General features: G+C 71.6%; 5 protein-coding genes. 2 read left to right on the forward strand and 3 right to left on the reverse strand.

What is annotated here, in order from left to right; translation table 11 throughout:
* Positions 1 to 114: 114 nt before the first annotated feature.
* Both dnaJ and hrcA read right to left on the reverse strand, forming a co-directional pair.
* A complete protein-coding gene (gene dnaJ / locus ACFWYM_RS07590) occupies positions 115 to 1,251 on the reverse strand; it encodes a molecular chaperone DnaJ (RefSeq protein ID WP_384831463.1) in 1,137 nt (378 codons plus the stop codon).
* Positions 1,252 to 2,268, reverse strand: a complete 1,017-nt coding sequence (gene hrcA / locus ACFWYM_RS07595; protein ID WP_384831466.1) for a heat-inducible transcriptional repressor HrcA — start codon at positions 2,266 to 2,268, stop codon at positions 1,252 to 1,254.
* A 339-nt stretch (positions 2,269 to 2,607) separates the two neighbouring features.
* Between hrcA and ACFWYM_RS07600 the strand changes: the two genes are divergently transcribed.
* Together ACFWYM_RS07600 and ACFWYM_RS07605 are read left to right on the forward strand one after the other, a co-directional pair.
* Positions 2,608 to 3,345, forward strand: coding sequence for an MBL fold metallo-hydrolase (locus tag ACFWYM_RS07600; RefSeq protein ID WP_384831516.1), 738 nt, complete (start codon positions 2,608 to 2,610; stop codon positions 3,343 to 3,345).
* Between the two features lie 10 nt (positions 3,346 to 3,355).
* A complete protein-coding gene (locus ACFWYM_RS07605; protein WP_384831469.1) occupies positions 3,356 to 4,186 on the forward strand; it encodes a DUF3097 domain-containing protein in 831 nt (276 codons plus the stop codon).
* Between the two features lie 215 nt (positions 4,187 to 4,401).
* On the opposite strand, the gene hemW is transcribed toward ACFWYM_RS07605, so the two are convergent.
* A complete protein-coding gene (hemW, locus tag ACFWYM_RS07610) occupies positions 4,402 to 5,634 on the reverse strand; it encodes a radical SAM family heme chaperone HemW (protein WP_384831472.1) in 1,233 nt (410 codons plus the stop codon).
* Between the last annotated feature and the right edge of the window lie 188 nt (positions 5,635 to 5,822).

The following is a 5,822-nucleotide window of genomic DNA, read 5'->3' on the forward strand; positions in this document are numbered from 1 at the left end:
GCCGATGACCACTACCGCCCGTTGAACGCATCCTTCAACCGCGAGAACAGGCCCTGCTGCCCCGGCTGCCGCGCCACCCCGGGGGACGACCCCCGCACCCCCAGCCGATGACCACTACCGCCCGTTGAACGCATCCTTCAACCGCGAGAACAGGCCCTGCTGCCCCGGCTGGAACTGCCCCGTGGGCCGCTCCTCGCCGCGCGCCTTCGACAGCTCCCGCAGCAGCCGCTCCTGCTCGGGGTCGAGCTTCGTCGGCGTGAGCACCTCGACGTGCACGATGAGGTCGCCGCGCCCGCCGCCGCGCAGGTGCGTGACGCCGCGCCCGTGCAGCGGGATCGACTGGCCGGACTGGGTGCCGGGCCGGATGTCGACCTCCTCCATCCCGTCCAGCGTCTCCAGCGGCACCTTCGTGCCGAGGGCGGCCGCCGTCATGGGGATGGTCACCGTGCAGTGCAGATCGTCGCCGCGCCGCTGGAAGACGGGGTGCGGCAGCTCATGGATCTCGACGTAGAGGTCACCGGCGGGACCGCCTCCCGGCCCCACCTCACCCTCACCGGCGAGCTGGATCCGCGTGCCGTTGTCCACACCGGCCGGGATCTTCACGGTCAGCGTCCGCCGCGAGCGGATGCGCCCGTCGCCCGCGCACTCGGGGCACGGCGTGGGCACCACGGTCCCGAAGCCCTGGCACTGCGGGCACGGCCGCGAGGTCATGACCTGGCCGAGGAAGGACCGCGTGACCTGCGAGACCTCACCGCGACCGCGGCACATGTCACAGGTCTGCGCGGACGTCCCCGGAGCGGCACCCTCACCACTACAGGTCGTACAGACGACCGCCGTGTCGACCTGGATGTCCTTGGTGGTCCCGAAGGCGGCCTCGTCCAGCTCGACCTCGAGCCGGATCATGGCGTCCTGGCCGCGACGGGTCCGCGACCGCGGCCCGCGCTGGGACGCCGTACCGAAGAACGCGTCCATGATGTCCGAGAAGTTCCCGAACCCGCCCTGGCCGAAGCCGCCCGCGCCCCCGCCGCCCGCCTGGGACAGGGGGTCGCCGCCGAGGTCGTAGACCTGCTTCTTCTGCGGGTCGGAAAGGACCTCGTAGGCGGCGTTGATCTCCTTGAAGCGCTCCTGCGTCTTCGGATCCGGGTTCACGTCCGGATGGAGCTCGCGCGCCAGCCTTCGGAAAGCCTTCTTGATCTCGTCCTGGGAAGCGTCGCGGCGCACGCCGAGTACGGCGTAATAGTCCGTGGCCACTTACGACTCCGCCAGGATCTGTCCGACGTAACGTGCCACTGCGCGTACTGCTCCCATCGTTCCCGGATAGTCCATGCGGGTCGGGCCGACCACGCCTAGTTTTGCTACTGCCTCACTGCCCGAACCGTAGCCGACCGAGACCACGGAAGTGGAGCTGAGCCCCTCGTGGGCGTTCTCATGACCGATCCGTACGGTCATGCCCGAATCCGTAGCCTCACCAAGCAACTTGAGGAGCACGACCTGCTCCTCAAGCGCTTCGAGGACCGGCCGGATGGTGAGGGGAAAGTCATGTCCGAAGCGGGTGAGATTGGCGGTGCCGCCGATCATCAGCCGCTCCTCGGTCTCCTCGACGAGCGTTTCCAGGAGGGTGGAGAGCACCGTGGCCACCGTGGCCCGGTCCTCCGCCTCGAAGGACTCCCCGAGGTCCTGCACCAGCTGCGGCACGTCCGCGAACCGGCGTCCGGCGACCCGGCTGTTGAGCCGCGCCCGCAGATCCGCGAGCGAGGTCTCCCCGAACGGGGCCGGGCAGTCGATCATGCGCTGCTCGACCCGGCCCGTGTCCGTGATCAGGACGAGCATGAGCCGCGCGGGAGCCAGCGAGAGCAGCTCCACGTGCCGCACGGTCGAGCGCGTGAGCGAGGGGTACTGCACGACCGCGACCTGCCGCGTCAGCTGCGCGAGCAGCCGTACGGTGCGCCCGACGACGTCATCGAGGTCGACGGCGCCGTCAAGGAAGTGGTGGATGGCCCGCCGCTCGGGGGCGGTCATCGGCTTGACGCCCGCGAGCTTGTCGACGAAGAGCCGGTAGCCCTTGTCGGTCGGGATCCGCCCCGCGCTGGTGTGCGGCTGGGCGATGAACCCTTCCTCCTCGAGCGCGGCCATGTCATTGCGCACGGTGGCCGGCGAGACCCCGAGGCGGTGCCGCTCGGTCAGCGCCTTGGACCCGACCGGCTCCTCGGTCCCCACGTAGTCATGGACGATGGCGCGCAGCACCTCAAGCCTGCGTTCACTGAGCATCCGTGCTCACCTCCGCCTGTCCGTCCACTGGAGCCCCGCTTCCCCGCCCTGGCACTCACCATTGCCGAGTGCCAGCTGTCACCGGGCCAGTGTACGGCCGTGAGGTACGGGCCCGGCAAGGGCGGACCCCCCGATGTCATCCCGACGGGCAAGGCGGGGGCACGGTGGCGACGTCGCTCCGAGGTGGTGGGGGGGGCGGGCGGGAGGCGCGGGCGGGACAGGCGAGCAGGGCGGCATCAGCAGCCGTCCGCGCAGGGGCGTGAACGGGCATGGGCGCAGGTCTGCCCGAGAGTGCGGCTGCCGCCGGGCCCCGTCGGCGCTAGCGTCACCGTTATGGACATCACGCCCGCATGGGACGAGACGGGCTGGGAGCGGCTCACGGCGCGCGTCGGCCGCCGCCGCCTCCCGGCCTGGGACTGCACCGCCGGACTCGTCGTCGGCGACGACGCCGCCCTCATGATCGAGGCGGGCGCCAGCCTGCGCGAGGGCGCCGAGCTCCGCACCCAGGCCCGCACCCTGCTCGGCCCCGGCCGCCGGGTCACCCATCTCGCGCTCACCCACCCCCACTTCGACCACGTCCTGGGCGCGGCGGCCTTCGCGGGGGTGCAGGTGTTCGGCGCGGCGGGCCTGGACACGGCCCTCCTCAAGGGCCGCGACGAGCTGCGCGCGGACGCGGTGCGCCACGGTCTCCCCCCGGACGCCGCGGCCGAGGCCACGGACCTCCTTGTCCACCCCCACCACCTGGTGTGCGGCGAATGGACCCTGGACCTGGGCGGCGGCACCCAGGCCCTGCTCGCCAACATCGGCCCCGGCCACACGGGTTACGACCTGGCGGTCCTCGTCCCCGGCGGCCCCGGCGCACCCGAGGTCGTCTTCTGCGGCGACCTGGTGGAGGAGTCCGGCGAACCCCAGGCAGGCCCCGACGCGATGCCCTCCCACTGGCCCGCCGCCCTGGACCGCCTCCTGGACCTGGGCGGCCCGGACGCGCTGTACGTCCCCGGCCACGGCGCGGTGGTGGACGCCACCTTCGTACGCAACCAGCGCGATGAACTGGCCCGCCGTTTCCGGGTGTCGTAGCGTCTCCCAAATGCGCAGCTACAGCCCCGACTTCACACCCCCGTGGAAGAAGAAGACGCCGCCCCCCGAGGTCCCGGCGGAACAAGACCTGGTGGTCGAGGAAGTCACCACCGGCTTCTGCGGGGCGGTGATCCGCTGCGAGAAGACGGCGCAGGGCCCGACGGTCACGCTGGAGGACCGCTTCGGCAAGCACCGGGTCTTCCCCATGGCTCCGGCCGGCTTCCTCCTGGAAGGCCGAGTGGTGACACTCACCCGCCCCGCACCCGCCTCCACGCCCCCGGCCGTCCCCTCCCGCACGGCCTCCGGCTCGGTGGCGGTGCCGGGTGCGCGCGCACGGGTTGCCCGGGCCGGACGCATCTACGTGGAGGGCCGCCACGACGCTGAACTGGTCGAGAAGGTCTGGGGCGACGACCTCCGCATCGAGGGCGTGGTCGTCGAGTACCTGGAGGGCATCGACGACCTCCCGGCCATCGTCGCCGAGTTCTCCCCCGGCCCCGACGCCCGCCTCGGCGTCCTGGTGGACCACTTGGTCCCCGGCTCCAAGGAGTCCCGCATCGCGGCCCAGGTGAGCAGCGACCACGCCTTGGTGGTGGGCCACCCGTACATCGACGTATGGGAGGCGGTGAAGCCTTCGTCCCTCGGCTTCCAGTCCTGGCCCCGCATCCCCAAGGGCCAGGACTGGAAGACGGGCGTACGCCAGGCCCTGGGCTGGCGCTTCACCAACACGGGCGAGGCATGGCAGCACATCCTGTCCTCGGTCCACACCTACAAGGACCTGGAGCCGGCCCTGCTGGGCAGAGTGGAGGAGCTGATCGACTTCGTAACAGGGGCCCCCGCCTAAACCGTTCCAACGTTCAAGGCAAGGCACGTCCCCCGCTTCCCTACCCCGTCCACCCTTTCCTCCCTCCCCCTCGGGCGCCCTACAGCCCGTCCGGCGTTTGAGGACGAGGCCGTTCAGGCCGATAAGGGGGTCTAGGGGCAAAGCCCCAGGACGGGCGCCCCAGGGGCGACGGAGTCGCCGGATTCGGGAAGGGGCGGGATCGGGGAAGAGAAAACTCAGTCCACCAGATCCCGCACCACCCCATCAGCCAACAACCGCCCCCGAAGCGTCAACACGGCCCGCCCCTCCGCAAAGGGCCCACCCTCCAGCAACCCATCCCCAAGCGCCCGCCGCGCAGCAGCAAGCCCAGCCTCCTTCAGGAGGGACAAGGGAGCCCCCTCCCGCAGCCGAAGCTCCAGCAGCACCCGCTCCACCCGCCGGTCCTCCCCCGAAAGCACTTCCCGCCCAGCCCCCGGCGACCTCCCACCCGCAAGAGCCCCCGCATACGCCCCGGGATGCTTCACGTTCCACCACCGCACACCCCCCACATGGCTGTGGGCCCCCGGCCCGGCCCCCCACCAGTCGGCCCCCCGCCAGTACAGCTCGTTGTGCAGGCACCGAGCGGCCTCCGAGGTGGCCCAGTTGGACACCTCGTACCAAGAGAATCCGGCACCCCCCAGCACCTCATCGGCGATCAGATACCGGTCCGCGTGCACATCGTCGTCAGTCATCGGCACCTCCCCGCGCCGAATCCGCCGCGCCAGCTGCGTCCCTTCCTCGACGATCAGGGCGTACGCGCTGACATGGTCGGGCCCGGCCCCGATGGCCGCCTCCAGGGAAGCCCGCCAGTCGTCGTCGGACTCCCCCGGGGTCCCATAGATGAGATCGAGATTCACGTGCTCGAAGCCCGCGGCCCGCGCCTCCGCGACGCACGCCTCGGGCCGCCCGGGCGTATGCGTACGGTCGAGCACCTTCAGCACGTGCTGCCGAGCGCTCTGCATCCCGAAGGAGACCCGGTTGAACCCGCCGTCCCGCAACGCGCTCAGATACGCCGGGTCGACGGACTCGGGATTGGCCTCGGTAGTGATCTCGGCATCATCGGCAAGCCCGAACTCGTCCCGGATCGCCCCCAGCATCCGTACGAGATCCCCGGCGTCGAGCAGCGTCGGCGTCCCTCCGCCGACGAAGACGGTCCGCACCGGCCGGGGGTCGTCCCCCAGCACCTTCCGCGCGAGCCGCACCTCGTCGACCAGGGTCTCCGCGTAGTTGTCCCGGGAGGCGAGCACTCCGCCGGAGCCGCGCAGCTCGGTGGCGGTGTAGGTGTTGAAGTCGCAGTACCCGCAGCGCGTGGCGCAGTAGGGCACATGCAGATAGAACCCGAGCGGCCGCTCCCCGGCCCCGTCGAGGGCGGAGGGGGGCAGGGCCCCGTCGTCGGGCACGGGCTCACCGTCGGGAAGGGCAGAAGGCATAGAGCCATTGTCCAGCACAGGCGCACTCAGCCCGTCCGCCGTCTGAGGACGAGGCACACCCACCGCTACCCCCCCCCCCCCCCCCCCCCCCGGGGGGCCCCCCCCCCCCCCCCCGGGGGGGGGGGTACGGGGCGCGCGCCCCCAAGAGGGGGGGGATGATTGGGGGGGGGGAAGAAGGCGGGCAAAGA

This window comes from Streptomyces sp. NPDC059009 (genome assembly GCF_042740175.1).
Lineage (GTDB): Bacteria > Actinomycetota > Actinomycetes > Streptomycetales > Streptomycetaceae > Streptomyces.